The 18,207-nt window shown below is 55.7% G+C and carries 14 protein-coding genes; 9 read left to right on the top strand and 5 right to left on the bottom strand.

The window, feature by feature from the left end:
• Window positions 1–341 precede the first annotated feature (341 nt).
• A complete protein-coding gene (gene rlmKL / locus ACJJIF_RS06665) occupies window positions 342–2,540 on the top strand; it encodes a bifunctional 23S rRNA (guanine(2069)-N(7))-methyltransferase RlmK/23S rRNA (guanine(2445)-N(2))-methyltransferase RlmL (protein WP_444931454.1) in 2,199 nt (732 codons plus the stop codon).
• 218 nt (window positions 2,541–2,758) lie between these two features.
• Here rlmKL and ACJJIF_RS06660 read toward each other — a convergent pair whose 3' ends face one another.
• On the bottom strand, window positions 2,759–5,173 hold the full coding sequence (locus ACJJIF_RS06660) for a bifunctional serine/threonine-protein kinase/formylglycine-generating enzyme family protein (RefSeq protein WP_444931453.1): 2,415 nt from the start codon (window positions 5,171–5,173) through the stop codon (window positions 2,759–2,761).
• Window positions 5,174–5,190: 17 nt separating this feature from the next.
• On the bottom strand, window positions 5,191–6,108 hold the full coding sequence (locus ACJJIF_RS06655) for a PP2C family protein-serine/threonine phosphatase (protein ID WP_444931452.1): 918 nt from the start codon (window positions 6,106–6,108) through the stop codon (window positions 5,191–5,193).
• Between the two features lie 327 nt (window positions 6,109–6,435).
• Between ACJJIF_RS06655 and ACJJIF_RS06650 the strand changes: the two genes are divergently transcribed.
• A complete protein-coding gene (locus ACJJIF_RS06650) occupies window positions 6,436–7,296 on the top strand; it encodes an FHA domain-containing protein (RefSeq protein ID WP_444931451.1) in 861 nt (286 codons plus the stop codon).
• Between the two features lie 5 nt (window positions 7,297–7,301).
• Complete coding sequence (locus ACJJIF_RS06645; RefSeq protein ID WP_444931450.1) at window positions 7,302–7,547, top strand: glutaredoxin family protein; 246 nt, start codon at window positions 7,302–7,304, stop codon at window positions 7,545–7,547.
• A gap of 1 nt (window position 7,548) precedes the next feature.
• Here the strand turns inward: ACJJIF_RS06645 and ACJJIF_RS06640 are convergent, their stop codons facing one another.
• Window positions 7,549–9,555, bottom strand: a complete 2,007-nt coding sequence (locus ACJJIF_RS06640) for a transglycosylase SLT domain-containing protein (protein ID WP_444931449.1) — start codon at window positions 9,553–9,555, stop codon at window positions 7,549–7,551.
• Window positions 9,556–9,711: 156 nt separating this feature from the next.
• Here ACJJIF_RS06640 and ACJJIF_RS06635 point away from each other — a divergent pair, with 156 nt between their 5' ends.
• Entirely contained in the window at window positions 9,712–11,577 is a 1,866-nt protein-coding gene (locus ACJJIF_RS06635; protein ID WP_444931448.1) for an ATP-binding cassette domain-containing protein, read from the top strand.
• Window positions 11,578–11,626: 49 nt separating this feature from the next.
• Here ACJJIF_RS06635 and ACJJIF_RS06630 read toward each other — a convergent pair whose 3' ends face one another.
• Entirely contained in the window at window positions 11,627–12,070 is a 444-nt protein-coding gene (locus ACJJIF_RS06630; protein WP_444931447.1) for a universal stress protein, read from the bottom strand.
• Window positions 12,071–12,214: 144 nt separating this feature from the next.
• Between ACJJIF_RS06630 and ACJJIF_RS06625 the strand changes: the two genes are divergently transcribed.
• The 4 genes from ACJJIF_RS06625 to ACJJIF_RS06610 all read left to right on the top strand — a co-directional run bounded on the left by ACJJIF_RS06625 (window position 12,215) and on the right by ACJJIF_RS06610 (window position 16,647).
• On the top strand, window positions 12,215–12,745 hold the full coding sequence (locus tag ACJJIF_RS06625) for a hypothetical protein (protein WP_444931446.1): 531 nt from the start codon (window positions 12,215–12,217) through the stop codon (window positions 12,743–12,745).
• A 207-nt stretch (window positions 12,746–12,952) separates the two neighbouring features.
• Entirely contained in the window at window positions 12,953–15,640 is a 2,688-nt protein-coding gene (topA, locus tag ACJJIF_RS06620; protein WP_444931445.1) for a type I DNA topoisomerase, read from the top strand.
• A gap of 3 nt (window positions 15,641–15,643) precedes the next feature.
• On the top strand, window positions 15,644–16,135 hold the full coding sequence (locus tag ACJJIF_RS06615) for a DUF6586 family protein (RefSeq protein WP_444931444.1): 492 nt from the start codon (window positions 15,644–15,646) through the stop codon (window positions 16,133–16,135).
• 257 nt (window positions 16,136–16,392) lie between these two features.
• Window positions 16,393–16,647, top strand: coding sequence for a hypothetical protein (locus ACJJIF_RS06610; RefSeq protein ID WP_444931443.1), 255 nt, complete (start codon window positions 16,393–16,395; stop codon window positions 16,645–16,647).
• 92 nt (window positions 16,648–16,739) lie between these two features.
• Here ACJJIF_RS06610 and lexA read toward each other — a convergent pair whose 3' ends face one another.
• Window positions 16,740–17,345, bottom strand: a complete 606-nt coding sequence (gene lexA, locus ACJJIF_RS06605; protein ID WP_444931442.1) for a transcriptional repressor LexA — start codon at window positions 17,343–17,345, stop codon at window positions 16,740–16,742.
• A gap of 162 nt (window positions 17,346–17,507) precedes the next feature.
• Here lexA and ACJJIF_RS06600 point away from each other — a divergent pair, with 162 nt between their 5' ends.
• Entirely contained in the window at window positions 17,508–18,146 is a 639-nt protein-coding gene (locus ACJJIF_RS06600) for an LOG family protein (RefSeq protein ID WP_444931441.1), read from the top strand.
• Window positions 18,147–18,207 lie beyond the last annotated feature (61 nt).

Below are 18,207 nucleotides of genomic sequence, written 5' to 3'. Positions count from 1 at the left end.
TTGGGCGGGCCGACTCAGACCATCTTGAGGAAAGAGTAAAGTGGTCGAGCAGGAATCGGAAAATAGTCGTAGGGCCCACAGCGCTCAGTGCGGGCGTGACTTATGGGGCAGGTAGTATTTGACGGCAGGGCGTATTCTCTTCTGCCACAAAATGGGATAATCGTCCTCTTTTAGGGCAAGGCGATAGTGCTCAATTTCCCCGGCCGGGAAGGGGAAATTTTTGCCTTCAAGTTTTGTTTGTGCGCAATGATGGCACAGATTGTTTGCCGACGGCTTTGGACAGAGGGCCTTTACTGGCGTACAAAAATTCCCCCACAGGGGGAGATTAATGAGTAAGTATTTTGACAGATTTACAAACTGAAGAACTCGAGTTTACCGCTACCTGCCCCAAGGGAATAGAGGGTCTGCTCGCCAATGAATTGCGCGATTTGGGTGCGGAGTCCGTGCGGGAACAACCGGCGGCGGTGTATTTTTCCGGCTCCCTGAAGTTGGCTTACCGCTGCTGTCTGTGGAGTCGCTTGGCAAACCGCATTATGTTGCGCTTGGCGCAGGTGCATGTGGCCACCGCTGAAGACCTGTATCGAGCGGTGGCCGAGCAACCCTGGGAGCTGCATATTCGCCCCTCGGGCAAACTGTGGATGCAATTCTCTGGTACCAACCGAGAGATCCGCAACAGTCAGTTCGGTGCTCAAAAAGCAAAAGATGCCATTGTCGACCGCCTGCGCCGCCACTCGGGAGCCCGCCCGAGCATTGAAAAACACCATCCGGATCTGACCGTGGCTTTGCGCCTACACCGGGATAAGCTGGATATTGCCATCGACCTGAGTGGTGACAGCCTGCACCGCCGTGGCTACCGGACCCATATCGGCGCGGCCCCATTAAAAGAAAATCTGGCGGCGGCCCTGTTGCTGCGCGCCGGCTGGCCGAAGATTGCCGCAGAGGGCGGGGCTCTGCTCGACCCGATGTGTGGTTCCGGCACTATCCTGGTGGAGGCGGCGATGATGGCGGCCGATATCGCCCCGGGATTGATGCGGGATAGTTTTGGTTTTGAGCGCTGGCTGAACCACCAGAGCGATATTTGGAATGAACTTCGCGAGGAGGCGTTGCAGCGCCAAGGTGTTGGCCTGGCCCGCGAGCTGCCGGAAATTCGCGGCTACGATGCCGATGCGAAAGTGCTGTTTGCCGCTGAGGCCAATATTACCCGGGCCGGTCTGGAACGCCAGGTGCGGGTGAGTTGTCGCCCGGTAGCTGCGTTTAAAGTGCCGAGCCATAGAGAGGTCAAGGCTGGATTGGTTTTGACAAATCCTCCCTACGGCGAGCGCCTGGGTGAGCAGGAGGCCCTGCGCGAGACCTATTTTGAACTGGGGCGGCAGTTAAAAGCTGAATTCCCCGGCTGGTTGGTGGGGGTGTTTACCGGCAACCCGGAGCTCGGTTATGCCACAGGCCTGCGCTCCCACAAGCAATACCAGCTTTACAACGGCAGTATCCCCAGTCAGCTGTTGATGTTTGAAGTGCGCGCGCAAAGCGGGGCGGCGGCGAGCGAAGATAAGGGGCCGAAACTTTCACCCCAGGCGGAAATGGTCGCCAATCGCCTGCGTAAAAATCTGCGCACAACAGGGAAGTGGGCGGCTAGAAGTGGTGTGGATTGCTATCGCCTCTACGATGCGGATTTACCCGAGTATGCGGCGGCGATCGATATCTACAAAACTGTGGATGGCGCCGTGTACGCGCATTTGCAGGAGTATCGCCCGCCGGCCACGATTGAAGAAGAGAAAGCTCGGGGGCGCCTGCGGGATTTGTTGAGGGCGCTTCAGTCTGTACTCGAATTGCCCCGCGCGAATATCAGTATCAAGGAGCGCCGCCGTCACAGCCACAAGGGTGGAGGCAAGGGCGGGAGCCAGTACCAGAAGCAGACCGAATCGCGGAAGGAACTCTGGGTTGGTGAATACGGCGCTGAGCTGGCTGTGGACCTGTGGAGCTACCTGGATACCGGGCTCTTCCTCGATCATCGCCCAGTGCGCAAGTATCTGCGCGAGATCTCTACCGGTAAAACATTCCTAAACCTTTTCTGCTACACCGCCAGTGCGACAGTGCAAGCGGCCCTGGGGGGATGCAAGCAGAGCACCAGTGTCGATATGTCGAGAACTTATCAAAACTGGGCGGCACAAAATTTCCGCGCGAACGACATGGACCCCTATCGCCACCAATTGGTGGAGGCCGATTGCCTACAGTGGCTTGAATCGGCACAGCAGAATAGGAAAGGCCACTACGACCTGATTTTCCTCGACCCGCCGAGTTTTTCCAATTCCGCCAAGATGAGCGGTGTGTTGGATATTCAAAGGGATCACGGCAAACTGATTCGCCAGTGTATGTCTCTGTTGTCACCCCAGGGGCGTCTGGTATTTTCCAATAATTTGCGCAGCTTTAAGATGGATGACGAAGTTTCCAGTGAGTTTTCAGTAGAGAAGCTGAACCTTTTAGATAAGGACTTTCAGCGCAATCCGAAAATTCACAATGTCTGGGAGTTTCGGCTGAAATAGGGTAGGGCTAGCGCTTTACCTTTAGGGGTTGGAAGCTAATGGCCAGCTTGATTTTATCGGCTGGCCATTAAGCCCGGGGAGCTTTGGTGGTTGGAGAGAAGTTGTTTCGCAGTGCCACAAAAATATAATTTCAGATTTATTTGTGCCTGCGGTTTTTAATAAAAATTTTGTCGGGTAAAAAGGGGCTGAAAGTTAGTAGCGCAATCACCAAAACCCCTTTATTCATTCAGTTCCATGACAACCCGTATCCCCACATCCTTAGCGCGCGCGGTTTCACTGAGGCCTTTCCGATAGTCAGAAGATATCTTGCTAGAGATATCGCGCATTGAGCCGCCCCTGACAGTGTGAAGTTGGCAGCCTCTGATTTTTACCGGTGCAGCAGTGGATTTTGTCGAGTCGTAACCGGCCTGGTAGCAATCCTCTACCCACTCGGCGACATTCCCCGCTGTATCAAAAAGTCCAAAGGGATTCGCTGGGTAGTGCCCGACAGGTGCGGTACTAATACTGAACAATTTTGTGAACTCGCTTGAGCAGCCCCGGCGACAATTGGCTTTTCCGCGGGCGTCGCTGGAGGCCCACCAGTACTGGTGGCTATTGCCTCCCCTCGCGGCATATTCCCACTCGGCTTCACTGGCCAGCCGGTAGCGTTTGCCGGATTCTTTGGACAGCCATTTCACGTACTCCTGTGCATCTTGCCAGGTCACATTGATGACTGGTCTATCGCCGCGTCCCCAGCCGGCATCGCTGGGTTTTGCGCTGCCGGTGGCTTCGGCAAAGCGATCGTATTCGGCAAAAGTAATTTCATAGACGGACATGGCAAAGTCCTGCTCAACCCGTACCTTGTGTGCGGGACTGGCCAGGCGCCGCTGGTTGTTGCCCATGGTAAAGCTGCCGGCGGCAACGGGGACCATCCTCGGCCCCAGGCCGCCGGAGGTGAGCTTTGACTGGAAGCTTCTGCCAATAGTGTAGGCGCGCTCCAGTTTGAGCTCGACCTCCAGATTTTCTGCCTCAATAGAAACCCATTGGCGCACCTTGCTGAAGCCCGCTCTGCTGACTTCAACGTCGTACCTGCCGGGACTTAATTCAATACCCGGCTGGTAGCGCGGTGCTATATTCATAATCCGCACACGGGCATCAGCGGGCTCCGTGTTGATGGTCAGGCTGTAGAGCGGGGGTTGCTCTACTTCAGTCTCTGCTTCCGCTTCTTTTTCCACCTCTGCGGGCAGGGGGAGAATCTCTTCTGGAAGAGCCGCATTCTCCACTGCGACAGGGCTCTGTTGATCGGTGGGCGCTGCGAAGGTGGTGATTAGCGGGGCAATTGCAACCGCTGAATCTGGACTGTTAAGCGCTATCTCTGCTTCCGCTTCTATTTCTGCTTCTACCTGTGCGGGCTCTCTCTCCTCGCGGGAGGGGGCAGAGGCGGATGCCTGTTTATTGCCCAGTAGTGAGGCGGCGGTAAAATCGGCCGCGCTATCCAGCCAAGGCATGCCGGATTGCCAATCGGTCTTGTGGTTGATCAGGCTGTACAAGCTCCACAGGGAGGTGAGACCGAAGACAATTAAGCCGCTCATAAGCCAGGGGCGCTTGTGTTTGGTCGGCTCGGCCAGGAACTGGCGCAGGCGCACAACCGTGTGCTGCTCTTTGCGTTCGGGGCTCTCCAGTGCCGCTGTTTCCCTCCAGTTGGCGGTAATTTTCCCGAGGCGATCGGTCGCGCTGCCGTAGATGGTCAGTAGCAGGGCTTTTGCCAGGCTGGAAGTGTTCAGGGTCGAGTTGTTGAGCTGACTGATTTGGTTTGCGGGTTTTCCCGCAAGCGTGGCGACCAGATCATCGGCGGCATCGGCGACATCCAGGCCGCGCTGAAAACGCTTGTCCGGGTCCTTGGCCAGAAAGCGATCGAGCAGGGGCTGGTAGAGCGCGTGGCGGGCCGGTAGTCGCGGTATTGGGTCGGTGAGGTGCTTGATCGCTATAGCGACGGCTTCATCGGCCTGATAGGGTACGGCTCCAGTCAGCATTTCATAGAGCACCACGCCGAGACTGTACAGGTCGGCGCGGCCATCTACCGCCGTTCCGCGCGCCTGTTCGGGGCTCATGTAGTGGGGGGTTCCCACAACCATACCGCTGTTTGTCATACGGGTGGTGCGCGCAATGGCTCGGGCAACACCAAAGTCACTGAGTACGGCCGAACCATCTTCGCGAAACAGAATATTTTCCGGTTTCAGATCCCGGTGTACATAGCCTTTGCTGTGGGAGTGATCCAGGGCCATAGCAATTTGGCGCACCACATTGAGCGCGTCGAGGGGATCAAGTCCGCCCCGGCCCAGGCGCTCTGCAACTGAGCCTCCGGGCATATAGTCCATTGCGATATAGTTTAGGCTGCGATAGCGGCCAATATCGTGAATACCAACAATGTTGGGGTGCGATAGCTGCCCGACGATATTCGCTTCCCGCTGGAATCGCTCGCTAAAGATAGGGTCGGCGTTTAGTACCGGCGACATAACCTTGAGCGCCACCTGTCGGCCCACACTGCGCTGTACCGCCAGGTACACCGAAGACATACCGCCCTGATTGATTTTCTTCAGGATGCGATAGCCCGGTATCTGTAGTGAGGAGGTACCACTATTAACAACTTCCATTGAGTGCTTCCCTTATCTTAAAGCAGGAATGAAAGTCCATAGGTCGCTGCGGAGGCTAAAGCGACTGCGAAGAAAAAGGCAAGAAGGCGCTGCATTTTGATTGTGAAGCCGGGGGGGCTGGAGTCGTTAATTTGACTGGGGGAGGCGGTGTGGGAGGGTTGTGCGGTAGCCGGGGCATCAATCACCTGAACGGTTACATTGTCTTTGCCTCCTGCATCTAGGGCCGCTGCGATAAGAAGTTCTGTAGCCCTGAGGGTATTGCTGTTTTCAGCTAATATCCGTGCAATTTGATCAGCTGGTACTTCCGAACTAAGTCCGTCACTACAGAGAAGTAGTCTCTGCCCTGCGGCCCAGCGATAGGAGACCCGGTCCACCTCAAGCTTGGGATTGGTACTGCCGCCGATACATCGGGTGATCACGTGCCGATTGGGGTGGATGGCGGCTTCCTCTGAATTGATTGCGCCGGAGTCCATCAGCATCTGCACATAGGAGTGATCGCTAGTCAGCTGAGTGAGTTTTCCTGTTTCCCCTTCAGGGGCCCAGAGATAAACACGGCTGTCACCTACCCAGTAGATATGGAAATAGTCTCTCTCTTCGGCAACGACAACCGCAGTGGAGCCCATATTGGCTGCGGTTTGCTCATCGCCCAGGAGAAGGGCGTGCGCTTTTTGTAGCGCGCGCTCATAGTGTCGGTCAGTTTCTGCCGACTTTTGGATTTCCTCAACAACGGTTTTGCTGGCGAGTTCACCCGCGTGGTGACCGCCGAGGCCGTCAGCAACAACCCAGATGCCTTTGTCTTCCGCAGCCCAATAGGCATCTTCATTCTGTTCACGCTTGTAGCCGGTATGGGTGGCGCCGGCACTGCGTGTCGCATCTTGCTTATGCTGAACAGTTTCGCTGTGCCTTGATACTTCGTGTAGTTTGGCTTCACTCACTGGCGTGCAACTACCTGTAATTTATTTTGATCTTTTAACGCTGATCACCCTGCGGTAATCATGCGCGTCTTCCCTGTTGTGTAATCGGTACGCTTGAAGATAAGCTGCCGATTGCTGAATAGGTCATCACTGAATCTGTTGAATAGTAGACCACAGGGCCATTTTAAGCTGCAAACCTAATCACACGCTAATAATATTGCCCATGATAAACTCAACTTTATTAATAAAGAGAGAGTGTTTCGGCTGCTTTTTAACATTAGTTAAGCGCACTGTCTTCAATAATCGGACAATTTTCACACGGCCACTGTGGCTTTAGGAACGATTTCGATGCTCAAACTTTGTGATGTTAATGATCTCAGCCAGAGTGTTTGGCTGGTATCTCCAGGGGTGACTGTGGGGCGGGCACAGAGTAGTGATCTGTGTATAGCCGATGATTCCGTAGCGAAGTCACACCTGCAGATCACTGTCGATGGCGATATCCTGACCCTGCACAATTTGGCAGGTGCGCCCCGTATACAGCTCAATGGCAAGTCAACGGGTACTCCCTGCCAATTAAAAGTCAACGACCAAGTCAAAGTGGGCAGCCGCTTACTTCAGGTCGTCGATCCCAAGGTAACCAAACTCAAATCGGATTCTGCCAAGGCGGCCTCGGGCAAAGGTGTTGCCTGGGCGCTGCGAGCTAATCACCGGGCTATTGCCGGCAAGGTGTTTCCGCTGCGCGAGAGTTCGGTTATCGGGCGCTCCGATGAGTGCGATATTACTTTTTCACTCTCCCACCTTTCGCGTCGGCACGCCCGTCTCGAAGTGCGGGAGGGGCTACTGTTTGTTATTGACTTGGGTTCGGCAAATGGGACTTTCGTCAATAATAAAAGGGTCAGTGAGACCCGGGTGCGCAGGGGAGATGAGCTGCGATTCGACACCTTGAGTTTTTCTGTCGTTGGCCCCGCAGATGATCATAATCGTACGGCCGTACGTCCGGCGCTATCGGATTTCGAATTGCCTGGCGCTCCCCCAGTGCCCGGCGAGGTCGATACCGTTCCCCATGCGGTGCAATCCCGATTGCCGGAGGAAACCGCTGAGGAGAAAGACAAGCCCGGGGCTAAGAGCAGGACCTGGTTGTTGCTCGCCGGTGTTGTGTTGGGGGCTGTGGGATACCTTTGGGGGACCAGTCAGGGACTGTTTGGATAAGCAATATGAGAGAGCTGTTACTCTATACGACTTTAGGTTGCGGGCTGTGCGAAAAGGCCAAAGTTGAAATTTGGCCCGCACTGGAGAAGTTTGACCTGCGCCTTCGCGAGGTGGATATCGCTGAAGAAGAAGCCCTGATGGAGCGCTTCTCTATTCGTATCCCGGTGGTTGGCCTGGGGGATCTCGATGATGTCTGCGGCTGGCCGTTTGAGCGGGAGCAACTGCAAGACTGGCTTGCGGCGCGGCTTTGAGTTACAGCAGCCGCGCAGCCTCGCTCTCCCTCAGTAGCTGAAGTTTTGACCCGCTTCGATAGGCGTAAATTACCGAATAGGCGAGGACATTTTGCACATAGTTGCGTGTCTCGCTAAACGGAATGGTTTCGATCCACACATCATAGGGCAGCTGCTGGCGAGTTTCTTTTAGCCATCTCGCTACGCGGGTTGGTCCGGCATTGTAAGCGGCAGCGGCAAGAAAGCGGTTGTTGTCAAAGCGGTTGAGCAGAGTGCTTAAGTAAAAACTGCCCAGGGCAATATTGGTGCTGGGGCTCAGCAGGTCCCAGCTGCGCCGGTAGTTTACGCCGGCCTTGCGCGCTGTCGCTTTTGCGGTGGATGGCAGCAGTTGCATAAGCCCCAGGGCGCCGGAGCTGGACTTTGCATCGTGGCTGAAGTGGCTCTCCTGGCGCGCCACCGCGTAAATCAGATAGGGCTCCAGTGCGGAGTTCCGGGCACCGACCTGCTGGCTGATATCCTGCACAATCTCAGAAAATGCGAGAGGGAAGCGCAGCTCCAGGTCGTCGAGGTAGTCTGCCGCGAGGGCGGAGCGAATCGACTTGTGGTACCAGCCCCAGGTGCTGGCCACCTTGCCGGCGGCGAGTAGTTCCTGGTGATCCATGGATCGCGTGGCGTAACTCCACTCCCGGCGGGCGTGAAAGAGTTCGCCAATCGCCTGTAACTCCCGCGCCCGCTGTAAGCCGGGGCGCTTGGACATCGCCTGCACCTGTACCGGAGTGATAGGCGCCGGCCGGTGCTCAAAACTGTATTGCTGGCCCAGAGTGTCTGCGGACAGAAAGCCGTAGTAGCTGCGATTGCGCGCGGCTTTGCGGTAGAGGTGGGCGGAGGCTGTGGCGCTCTCCTGGCCGTACAGCTCCTCCAGGGCGCGGGCTTTCCAGTAGGTCCAGCGGTCGAGCTGCTGCCTGTCCTCCGGTAAGCGGTCAATCCAGAAAGCCACCTGCTGCCAATTCAGTTCGCGCAGGGATTGCCTGGCCAGCCACTCGATGGTGCGATCATCGGTCACTTTGTGATGCTCAACCAGTTGCTGTAAGCGCTGCATATTGTCCTGGCGGGCAAATTGCCGTGCCAAATGCCTGAACATAGCTTCCTGCTGAGCATCGGAAAACAGGTAGCTGGCCTGATAGCGGTGCCAGGCGCTCTCGGCCTTGGCGGCGTCTTTTTTCGCCAGCTGGTGCAAGCCGTGCAATACGATATCGCGGTACCCCGGTGAGTTGTGGGCGAGAGGGGTCTGAGTGATAAGCTGCTGTGGATTGCGATGAACCGAGCGCAAGAGTTCCGCTTTCCGAGCCTGGTTAGGCATCATTTTTTTTGCGATATAGCGCGCCAAATCGAGGTTGCCCTCTTTCACCGCCAGCAGGTGCCGCTGCCAGGCGAGCTTTTGGGTTAGTCCGCCACTCTTTATCCAGCGGGCAAAAACGGGATCGCACTCCTCAACTTGGGAGTGCCCCACAAGCCAGAGCTCCGAGAGTAATTGCTGGGTTTCCGCCTGGAAACCGTCCCTGCGCGATAGGGCGTCGGCGTAGTAGCAGCGGAGAGAGGCGCGACTGTGTTGCGAGGGCTGGTAATAGTGCAGGTAGGTCGTGAATTTCTTCTGGCTGCCAAGCTGGCGCAACAGTTTGACCATCATCCAGTCGCCGATGGCAGTCCCTTTGTTGCTGTCTAAAAAGCGATCAACTTCTTTTAGCGGCAGCTGGTGCAGTTTGTCACTGAGCGCCCAATAGTCAATGTAAGCCACCAGGGGATAACCTTTCAGCTCCGCTTTGAGCGCTTCCAGTTGCCGCTTATCCCTGTGCTCGATGGCCTGCCGAGCCCGCTGCAATAGCTCTCTCTGCGCGGTGAGAGTGCTCTCTGGTGCCTCCGCTGTGTTGGCGACTGCTTGAGCCGCCAGTGCCTTGCTGGGCGCCGCTGTGCAGAAGCCGGCGACAATTAGGGCACAAAAAAGTGCGATTCCTTTTGCATCAGCTGACATCTCAATCACCTCAGTTGGACGTATATTTTCAGCTATGACTGACTATACGGCAAAAACGCGTAAAATAGCTGATTTTTCACAGAGCCCGAAAGAGCCAGCTTCGCTTCTTTCATTAGCGGGAATGAGGTTCGGGTTTGCTAATTGTAGTGCCTATTTATGTTGCTTCTATTGGATGGGGTCAGTCTTCGCTACGGGACCCAGATACTGGCGGACAATGTCAGCGCAAAAGTTGAGCGTGGAGATCGCATATGCCTGGTGGGGCGAAATGGGGAGGGGAAGTCCAGCCTGTTGCGCCTGATTGCAGGTCAAGTTGACGCTGATAGCGGCGAAATTGTTCGTGCCAGCGGTATGGTGCAGTCGGTTCTGGAGCAGGAATTGCCCGCCGATTGCCCCGATTCTGTCTACGGATACGTGGCCATGGGGCTGGGAGAAATCGGCGCCGTGCTGGCGGCCTACCGGGAGTCCCCCACAGCGGATCTCCAGGCGAAGATTGAGGCGGGGCACGGCTGGGAGTTACTGCCAAAAGTTGACAGTGCTTTGGATCGCCTGGGCCTCAATGCCGATGAGAAGGTGGCCGACCTCTCCGGGGGCTGGCAGCGTCGGGCGGCCCTGGCGCGCGCGCTGGTGGTAGAGCCGGACTTGCTGATCCTCGACGAGCCCACTAACCACCTGGATATTGCCGCAGTGGAGTGGTTGGAAAATTTCCTCGCCAGTTATCGCGGCGCCCTCTTGTTCGTGAGCCACGACCGGGCGCTGGCGCAGCGTCTGGCCACCAGTGTCTGGGATTTGGATCGCGGATATTTGCGTACTTTCCGCTGCAAGTTTGACCGCTATCAGGAAGAAAAAGAAAAGCTTCTCGAAGAGGAGGCCAAAAATGAGGCCCTGTTCGACAAGAAGTTGGCGCAAGAGGAAACCTGGATTCGCCAGGGTATCAAAGCGCGCCGAACCCGCAATGAAGGCCGGGTAAGGGCACTTCAGGTACTGCGCCGCCAGAGGGAGGCGCGCCGCACCCAGCAGGGTATCGCCAAGATGGCCCTGGATAGCGGTGAGGTGTCTGGCAAGCTGGTTGCCGAGCTGAAGGGGATCACTTTTGCCTACCCCGACGAGCAGCCGCTGATTAAGGATCTGTCATTCACCCTGATGCGTGGTGACAAGGTTGGCTTGATTGGCCCCAACGGTGTAGGTAAAAGTACCCTGATCAAGTTGTTACTGGGGGAGTTAAAGTCCCAGGGTGGCACTGTTCGCCTGGGCACCAAGCAGCAGGTGGCCTATTTCGATCAGCGCCGCGACCAGCTAAATCCGGATCTAACGGTACTCGATAATATTGCCGAAGGGCGTGACTCAGTGACTATTGGCGGTAAGAGCCGCCATGTTATGTCCTACCTGTCCGATTTTCTCTTTAGTGGCGTGAAAGCTCGCACTAAGGTCAGCGCCTTGAGCGGTGGAGAGCGCAATCGCGCCCTACTGGCCAAGTTGTTTAGCCAGCCCGCTAATATTTTGGTGCTCGATGAGCCCACCAACGACCTGGATGTAGAAACCCTGGAGCTGCTCGAGCAGCTGCTGCTCGATTTTAGCGGCACGGTGTTGCTAGTGAGCCACGACCGGGCTTTCCTCGACAATGTGGTGGGGGAGTGTCTCGCGTTTGAGGGAGATGGCCGCATTCGCGAATACGTCGGCGGCTACGGTGATTTTGTGCGCCAGGGGGGCAGCTTTATCGCAGAGTTGAAAGAGGTAAACCCCGCCGCCAATAAACCGAAGGAGAAACCTCAGTCCCAAGAGGCGGCCCCGGCAAAGAAAAAGAAGCTGAGTTATAAGCTTCAGAGAGAGCTGGACAGCTTGCCCGCCTTAATTGAAACCCTTGAGGGAGAAATCGGGGCGATTGAGCAGGAGGTTGCAGACCCCAGTTTTTACCAGCAGGAGCAGCAGCAGGTGCAAGCCAAGTTGAGTGCGCTGACGGAAAAACAGGCTCAGCTGGAAGAGGCTTTTGAGCGCTGGTCGGAGCTGGAAGGCGGCGACGACTAGCGGGAGAATAGGGAAGTTGCAACTGATGCCGCTTCCCTTTTTGCCCGGGTTATTCGTCCTCCACAAAGACCCGAATGGCCAGGACATCGCATTTGGCGCCGTGGAGGACGCCATTGGCGGTGGAACCGAGCAGCAGCGCCAAGCCGTGGCGGCCGTGGCTGCCAATAATAATCAGATCGGCCTGGATATCCTGGGCCAGGCGGTGAATTTCGGTGGAGGGTTGGCCGAGGATGACGTGCTGGCGATCGGCGGGGATATTTAGCGGCCCGGCGGCTTTTTGCAGCTGCTCCTTGGCCTGGGACTGTAGCTGCTCCTGTACCTCGGAGAGGTCCATAGGGATATCCCCGCCATAGGCAAAGGTCAGGGGCTCAATGGCGTGCAGTAAACTTAGCTCTGCACCAAATGCCTCAGCCATATCCGCCGCTTTTTCAAGTACCTGAGAAGACTCTTTTGACAGGTCCAAGCCCACGAGGATGTGTTGGTATTTCGCCATAATTTACCTGCTCCTATCCCTTTTTATTGACTGTGAAAACACCCTTTTGACACCTATTTTGAGTCTACCGCAAAAAAAACCGATTGACATAGATCACACGAAACACCGCACAATAGTCACTTTTTTCCACAATGAGGAATGGTTATGTCTGATTGGTTGCCGGTGATTATCATCGTGTTTGCCATCGCGCTGGTGCTGGGCCCGGTGATGTGGCTCAAGCCCAATGCCCGCGACAGCCGCCTGGCGGACCTGCGCAGCCGGGCGGCCCGGGCCGGCATTACCGTACAAATCCAGGCGCTGCCCGCCGCCTTAGGCGATGGCACTGCGGCGGTCTATTACCGCTGCTGGCAGAATCGCAAAGGGTTGCAAGTGGATTGGGTGCTGGACAAGCAGCGCTTGGAGCACGAGCTGAATTTTTCCGGTGTCTGGGATTGGGTCGATGGCCAGCCGGCGCCACAGGCTGCGTGGAAATATTTACACCAGCTGCTGGAAAAAATCCCCCGGGGAGCCTGTGCCATTACCGCAACCCCGGTGGGTCTCGGTATTCAGTGGCCGGAAACCGGCGGTGAACAGGCCTTCCAAAAGTTGATGGCTTCGCTCGATGAATACACCCCCTTAATAGAAGAAGCTATTCGGAAAGTGAGCGCCCACTCGGGCACTGAGGGGCCGCTCTGAGCGGCGGGAAAGCGGTATAAAAGAGCGTCTACGGGGTCGCATTTTAGCGGACTGGCCGGTGCCAATTTTGGTGACTGAGAGCGGAAAATTGTCAGCTTTGCTTGACCGCGCTTGATGTGAGGCTTATATATTCGCGCAGCACAAGCCCGATAAGAGGGCTTACAAGACTTGCAATAGCAGTAAATTTTCATTTGAAATCAAAGGCTTATGGGTAAATCACTGGTCATCGTCGAATCACCGGCCAAAGCGAAAACCATCAATAAATATCTCGGCAAGGACTTTGTTGTGAAGTCCAGTGTCGGCCATATTCGCGATTTGCCCACGGGTGGGGGCAATAAACAACCGGTTGACGCAAAGGAGCGCGCGCGTCGTGCGGCGGAAACACGCAAGCTTTCCCCCGAGGCGAAAGAGGCTTACAAGCGCAAGAAAAATCGCGAGCAGCTGATCAAGCGTATGGGGATAGACCCGGATCAGGAGTGGCAGGCCCACTACGAGATACTGCCGGGCAAAGAGAAAGTGGTGAGCGAATTGCAGCGGCTCGCCGAAGGCGCCGATCACATCTATCTCGCAACGGACTTGGACCGCGAGGGGGAGGCGATTGCCTGGCATTTGCGCGAGGCGATTGGCGGTGATAACGACCGCTACCGCCGGGTCGTGTTTAACGAAATTACCAAATCGGCGATTCAGGAGGCCTTTAAAGATCCCGGCCGCCTGAATATTAACCGCGTCAACGCCCAGCAGGCGCGCCGCTTCCTCGATCGGATTGTCGGCTATATGGTATCCCCACTCCTGTGGGAGAAAGTGGCCAGGGGCTTGTCTGCGGGGCGTGTGCAATCCGTTGCTGTTCGCCTGGTGGTGGAGCGGGAGCGGGAAATCCGCGCGTTTATTCCCGAAGAGTACTGGACCCTGTTTGCCGACACCGCAACGACAAAGGCGGCCAAGTTGCGCCTCGAGGTGAAAAAGCAGGCCGGTGAGGCTTTCCGTCCCACCAACGAAGAGCTGGCGATGAATGCTGCCAAGCAGCTGCAGTCCAGTGAGTTTGTCGTTTCAGCCCGCGACGACAAGCCCACCAGTTCCAAGCCCGGCGCGCCATTTATTACCTCCACCTTGCAGCAGGCGGCCAGTAACCGTCTCGGCTTCAGCGTGAAGAAGACCATGACCCTGGCCCAGCGTTTGTATGAAGCCGGTCATATCACCTATATGCGTACTGACTCCACCAACCTCAGTAAAGAGGCAGTGGAATCTGCGCGGGATTATATTGGCGAGAATTACGGCGATAAGTACCTGCCGCAAAGTCCCAACAGCTACAGCAGCAAAGAGGGCGCTCAAGAAGCGCACGAAGCGATTCGCCCATCCGATGTGCGTATCGCCCCGAATATGCTCTCCGGTGTCGAGCGGGACGCGGAGAGGCTGTACAACCTGATTTGGCAGCAGTTCGTCGCCTGCCAGATGACCCCAGCCCAGTTCACCTCCTCTTCAATTGTGGTCAGTGCCGGCGACTTTGAGTTGCGCGCGCGGGGCCGGGTGATTCGATTTGACGGTTTCCTCAAGGTCGCTCCAGCGAGCGGCAAAAAGGATGAGGATCTACTGCTTCCGGATGTGAAGGTCGGCGATAAACTGTCCCTTCAGCAGCTGGACCCCAAACAGCACTTTACCAAACCGCCGGCGCGCTTTAGTGAAGCGGCCCTGGTTAAAGAGCTGGAAAAGCGCGGTATCGGCCGCCCCTCCACCTACGCCTCCATTATTTCCACGATCCAGGATCGCGGTTATGTGCGCTTGGAGAACCGCCGTTTTTACGCCGAAAAAATGGGGGATATTGTCACCGACCGGCTCAGCGAAAGCTTTAAGAACCTGATGGATTACGGCTTTACTGCAAACCTGGAGGAATCTCTGGACGCAGTTGCCGATGGCGATAAGGGCTGGAAGCAACTGCTCGATGAGTTCTATCAGGACTTTTCCGGGCGCCTGGAAAAAGCCCAGTCTGCCGATGCGGGCATGCGCCGCAACACGCCGACCGATACCGATATCGAGTGCGGCAAGTGTGGCCGCCATATGCAGATTCGCACCGGTTCCACCGGGGTGTTCCTCGGTTGCTCCGGTTACGCACTGCCGCCCAAAGAGCGCTGTACCAATACCATGAACCTGGTATCGGGGGATGAAGCGGTCGATGCGGACAAGGACGAGGAAGCGGAATCCAGGCTGCTGCGCGAGAAGCGCCGCTGTGGCAAGTGCGGTACTGCCATGGATAGCTACTTGTTGGACGAGCAGCGCAAATTACATATTTGCGGCAATAACCCGGATTGCAGCGGCTACGAGATAGAGCAGGGCACCTTTAAAATTAAAGGGTACGATGGTCCGATTATCGAGTGTGATAAATGTAGCAGTGATATGCAGTTAAAGTCGGGCCGCTTTGGCAAGTACTTTGGCTGTACCAATGAGAGCTGTAAGAACACTCGTAAGCTGTTAAAAAATGGACAGCCGGCACCACCGAAAATGGACCCGGTTCCCATGCCGGAGCTGGCCTGTATCAAAGTGGAGGATCACTACATCCTGCGCGATGGTGCCTCGGGTCTGTTCCTGGCTGCCAGTCAGTTCCCCAAAAACCGCGAGACCCGGGCTCCGCTGGTCAAAGAGTTGCTGCCCCACCAGAGCGAAATCGATCCAAAATACAGCTTCCTATTTTCTGCGCCGACGCAGGACGATAGTGGCCGGGATACGGTGGTTCGATTCAGTCGTAAAACTCAGGAGCAATACGTTCAATCTGAGGAGGAAGGCAAGGCGACCGGTTGGCGTGCTTTTTACCGCGATGGCAGTTGGAAAGTAGAGGCCTCGACCAAGAGCACGGCTGCCACGCGCAAGAAGCCTGCGACTAAAAAAGCAGCGGCAAAGAAGTAGGCCATGAGTAACCCCTACACCATCCATGTGACTTCGGCTCTGCGCAAGGGCCAGTTGCTGTTGCAGCAGCCGTGGGATATTCCCCTCCAGCGCGATGCGCTGGAGGAAGCGGCATTGATGCAGTTGTGCAAGGCCTACCGGGCCTTTCTCGCAGAGCAGGCCAGCCAGCTTCAGCTGGGGTTTGAGCCAGCTTCCCCGCAGTTGATTATCGATGCGCTGGGTGTCCAGGGGCGGGCCAGTGCTGAGGTCAATGAACTGGCAGGCCTGGTGGGCGATCCGCAAAGCTGGCTGTCCCATATGCTGCACGCCTGGCAGGAGCAGCAGAAAATATCTGCGGCTGCCGAGGAAAAGTCACAGCCGGTCAATTTAATACCGCTACACAATGAAGTCGCCGCGCCAGAATTTGCCCCCCTGTGCAAAGAGTCGCTGCTCGACTGGCATCGCTGCCTGAGCGAGCTGGTGGTGAGGCAGCGGGCCCATCTGGACGAGTGTTAAGTCATCTCCGAAGCCCCTGGGCAATTCACTGATCTTTTTGCGGGCCTTTAAGGCCCGTATTCTTCACTGCTTTCAGGTCGGCCCCTGTTTTTGTCGCAGGGGTTCGACACTGCTGCGCAGTTGTCTAAGTCTCAGCTTAAAAATGGGCCAGAGTATAAATTAATTGAGAACATCTCGGACTTGAGCGGGGCGAATGAAACTTCCCGCAAGCCTGTGGTACACTGGGCGCAAACTACTGTGCCGTGAAGGAAAAGCGAATGTCCTCCGAAACTTTTGAGATTATCGAGTTGGCTAATGGCGATGTAGCCTTGCGTCGTGCTGGCCACAAGGAGGACCCTTTGGTGAGCATCTCTTTTTCAGCAGAGAGCCTTCAGTTTTTGCAAAAGCACAAGGTTGCTGTAGCTCGGGCTATGCTGGAAGCGGGTATTGAAGCTGTGCAAAATCTGGACGATCTCGAGGTGGGCTACTTCGAGGAAGAAGAGTTGATGCCGGTAAATCACACCGTTCACTAATAGTAATGCCTGATAGCAGCATTGCATTAATGTCAGTGCTATTGGTTAAATCAGCAGCGGCCAGTGGCCGCTGTTGTTGTTTTTAGAGCGCCTTAAGGTGCTTGGCGAATCACACCGACAGCCAGCCCCTCAATCACAAAGTTCTTATCTCTCATATCGACCTGAATTAACTCAAAGTCATCATTTTCAGGAAGCAGCTGAACCGTTGCCTGATTACCCTTGCGGCGAAAACGCTTCACAGTAACCTCATCATCAATTCGGGCAACCACGATCTGTCCGTTGCGCACCTGTTCCGTTTTTTGTACGGCGAGTAAATCCCCATCGAGAATCCCGGCGTCGCGCATACTCATGCCGTGCACCCGCAGCAGGTAATCGGCCGGTGGGTGGAAAAAGCTGGCAGGCATGTCGCAGTAGTCCTCAATATGCTCAGCGGCGAGGACCGGGTGACCTGCGGCAACCCGTCCCACAATGGGTAGACCGGATTGATGGTCGGGGATACGTATTCCACGGGAGGCACCGGCAACCATCTCAATGGCGCCTTTTCTAGCGAGAGCTTTCAGGTGTTCCTCAGCGGCATTAGGTGAGCGAAAGCCTAGTTCCTGGGCGATTTCTGCCCGTGTTGGCGGGTAGCCTGTTTCATCCAGGTAGGCTTTGATCAGGTCGAGAACCTGAGTCTGACGAGCGGTGAGATTGGTCATAGTTTTACCTAGTTTTCTGTATTTATATACAGTTGCTGGAATTATATACAGATTTAATGTTCGCGCAATCCTCAGCTTTTAGTCTTTGTGAACTGCTACATTGAGAGAGAAAGTAAGGAAAGCAGAAAACGTTGAAAGAGCTGACAATAAGGGGGAAACGTAATGTTGGACGCAAAGATGCCGGAAGCTTGGAGGGTGCTTCGTATTCAGTCTGAGTTGGTCGATGGAATAGAGCGATTGATTGCGTTGGGCGGGGCTGTAACTGTGTTTGGAGGGGCGAGGTTTACAGAGGATAGTCCTGAGTACCAGCAGGGCGTGAAGTTGGGAGAGCTTCTCGCTGCGGAGGGAATACCGGTGATTACCGGCGGCGGGCCGGGTTTGATGGAGGCCTGTAACCGGGGTGCCTTTGCCCAGCCGGGCGCGTCGATTGGCTTAAATATAGAGCTGCCCTTTGAGCAGGCGGCGAATCCCTATCAAGATATCAGTTTGAATTTCCGCTACTTTTTTGTGCGCAAGTTTATATTTGTAAAGCACGCGCTCGGATTTGTCGGGCTCCCCGGCGGGTACGGCACGCTGGATGAGCTGTTTGAAGCACTCACCCTGGTACAAACCCAGAAAGTGCGGCGCTTCCCGATTGTATTGGTGGGTAAGCGCTACTGGAGTGGGCTCTACGACTGGCTGGTAGATACCGTTTTAGAGCGCAACTGCATCGATGCCGGTGATCTCGATCTCTTCCATCTTGTCGATAGTGTGGAGGAGGCTGCGGCTCTAATTATGAAATATATGCATGTGAAAGCATAAGCTCGCAAATAAACCGAACTAAAGCGGGGCTCTGAATTACTCCCGAACAACTCTGCGATCC

This window comes from Microbulbifer regidiadema (SeqCode), assembly GCF_052467605.1.
This window is presented reverse-complemented; position numbering and strand designations above follow the sequence as displayed.

What these genes read in the sequence shown, in the direction of transcription:
- ACJJIF_RS06660 (WP_444931453.1), bottom strand. Translation starts at nt 5,173, where the DNA reads ATGGAAGTTGTTAATAGTGGTACCTCCTCACTACAGATACCGGGCTAT.
- ACJJIF_RS06650 (WP_444931451.1), top strand. Translation starts at nt 6,436, where the DNA reads ATGCTCAAACTTTGTGATGTTAATGATCTCAGCCAGAGTGTTTGGCTG.
- ACJJIF_RS06645 (WP_444931450.1), top strand. Translation starts at nt 7,302, where the DNA reads ATGAGAGAGCTGTTACTCTATACGACTTTAGGTTGCGGGCTGTGCGAA.
- ACJJIF_RS06640 (WP_444931449.1), bottom strand. Translation starts at nt 9,555, where the DNA reads ATGTCAGCTGATGCAAAAGGAATCGCACTTTTTTGTGCCCTAATTGTC.
- ACJJIF_RS06635 (WP_444931448.1), top strand. Translation starts at nt 9,712, where the DNA reads ATGTTGCTTCTATTGGATGGGGTCAGTCTTCGCTACGGGACCCAGATA.
- ACJJIF_RS06630 (WP_444931447.1), bottom strand. Translation starts at nt 12,070, where the DNA reads ATGGCGAAATACCAACACATCCTCGTGGGCTTGGACCTGTCAAAAGAG.
- ACJJIF_RS06625 (WP_444931446.1), top strand. Translation starts at nt 12,215, where the DNA reads ATGTCTGATTGGTTGCCGGTGATTATCATCGTGTTTGCCATCGCGCTG.
- topA (WP_444931445.1), top strand. Translation starts at nt 12,953, where the DNA reads ATGGGTAAATCACTGGTCATCGTCGAATCACCGGCCAAAGCGAAAACC.
- ACJJIF_RS06615 (WP_444931444.1), top strand. Translation starts at nt 15,644, where the DNA reads ATGAGTAACCCCTACACCATCCATGTGACTTCGGCTCTGCGCAAGGGC.
- ACJJIF_RS06610 (WP_444931443.1), top strand. Translation starts at nt 16,393, where the DNA reads ATGTCCTCCGAAACTTTTGAGATTATCGAGTTGGCTAATGGCGATGTA.
- lexA (WP_444931442.1), bottom strand. Translation starts at nt 17,345, where the DNA reads ATGACCAATCTCACCGCTCGTCAGACTCAGGTTCTCGACCTGATCAAA.
- ACJJIF_RS06600 (WP_444931441.1), top strand. Translation starts at nt 17,508, where the DNA reads ATGTTGGACGCAAAGATGCCGGAAGCTTGGAGGGTGCTTCGTATTCAG.